Here is a 1,543-nt window from a genome sequence, read left to right as displayed (position 1 = left end):
GATACCGCCCCCCCCCCCCTCTACACCCAGATGGCATCGTCGGCAGCGTCAGATGTGTATAAGAGACAGCCTTAGTTTACAACTTCGCAATTTCTTCAGAAGTGTATGATAAATTTAATGGAACATTTGATTATGTACTTTGCCAAGGAGCATCCTACAGAAGTAAGGCGTTTACTTCACATTTGGAATGCCAAGCCTTACCATTAAATGCTTGGATTGCACCAGAATTTTGATTTTACCCCCCAGTACGGTTGTTCCCGAAGTTATTTCACATTGGCGATAAAGTGGCGATAGAAATGGCGGATGGTGGCAAATTGATGGCTAACAGTGGCAACCTATGTCAATGATAATTAAAATAAACCATTGATTTTAGGTTGTTTCGGTAGGAACTCATAATCGCTTGGTCACTGGTTCAAGTCCAGTAGGGGCCACCAAATTTTAGCTTTAAAATCATATAATTAAGCCACCTCACAGGGTGGCTTTTTATTTATCGCTTGTTCGATGCCCCCTTTTTGTCCCCCCAAGAAAACAACTCGCCCCCTTTATCTATTTGGCACGACATAATTCAGGCATAAAAAAACCCGCATTTTGCGGGCTTGTATCTCTGAGTTTGTCACATCCACATAGCGGCCAACATCATCCGCACCGCCGATGATGTTGGAGGTGGTTTCGGCTTCGTCTTTGCCTTCGGCCACACGCACCACCACCGTGACCGGTTTGGCCTGTTCGGCAATAGCGCGCAGTGACGCAGGCAGGGTGCCTTTTTTACCGGCCTTGCCACTGGCGGCCAGCACGTCGGTGATTAATACCGGTGTGTTGAGGGGAAACAGTGTGGCATCGGCATCTTCCCCGGTGCAGACCATGCCGACGATGGCCGTCGAAACGGTAGAGATTACGCGGGTGCCATCGTTGATTTCGATGACACGCACGCCGTGATGATAGTCAGCCATAAGCGGCTTGCTCCGTTGTGAGTAGGTGCAAACAGCATGCCGCCAGGCAGACAAGGCTGCACGTGGTGACGGATGGAAGGCCGACCAGACAACGAAATGTGCCCAGGATGCACAAGAACCAATGGACACGATAAGTAAAAATCTCTTTACCAAGATATTGATTTTTCTTGTCAGGAGGTAGATAACATTACTGTCAAAAAATAATCACTTAGCGAAAGCACCCTACTACACTCAGTGGTGATTGAGCAGTGAACTAACCAACCTTTTTATCTGGGTAACATTATGGCTATGGATAAGAAATTCGCTCTCTACCTCTCGCCCTTAATTTTATTTTCATCATTGACCTTCGCTAATATCCCTACAGAAAGTGAAATCAATAAAAACATATTCAGCAACAACACGGATTTATCACAATCGTTCTTTTTTGAAAAAAAAGATAGCTCAAAGACTTTTGTGCACTCTTGCTCAGAGTTTAATGATGCATATTTGAAGTATGGCTCACCTATTGAAAAGACAAGTAGCACCAATGAATTCAATACTCTTAAATACAATCTTTCATCTTGCTTACTAATTAAGTCCATCAACCCGAAAGA

Annotated in this window: 1 protein-coding gene, 1 tRNA gene and 1 pseudogene; 1 reads left to right on the top strand and 2 read right to left on the bottom strand. The window is 44.8% G+C overall.

Annotation, left to right across the window (positions count from 1 at the left end; all coding sequences use genetic code 11):
- Positions 1-319: 319 nt before the first annotated feature.
- Positions 320-434 (top strand) — tRNA-Met (locus tag JHD74_RS25765).
- Between the two features lie 189 nt (positions 435-623).
- Here the strand turns inward: JHD74_RS25765 and JHD74_RS25760 are convergent.
- Positions 624-950: pseudogene (locus JHD74_RS25760) on the bottom strand (phage tail protein); the annotation flags it as partial.
- Positions 951-1,258: 308 nt separating this feature from the next.
- The coding region (locus JHD74_RS26745; protein ID WP_233169690.1) for a hypothetical protein at positions 1,259-1,543 on the bottom strand (285 nt) is incomplete at its 5' end.

Origin of the sequence: Serratia sp. ASV30 (genome assembly GCF_016428815.1) — a bacterium.
GTDB classification, from domain to species: Bacteria; Pseudomonadota; Gammaproteobacteria; order Enterobacterales; family Enterobacteriaceae; genus Chania; species Chania fonticola_C.
The sequence above is the reverse complement of the archived record's forward strand: the minus strand, read 5'-3'. Positions and strand labels throughout refer to the sequence as shown.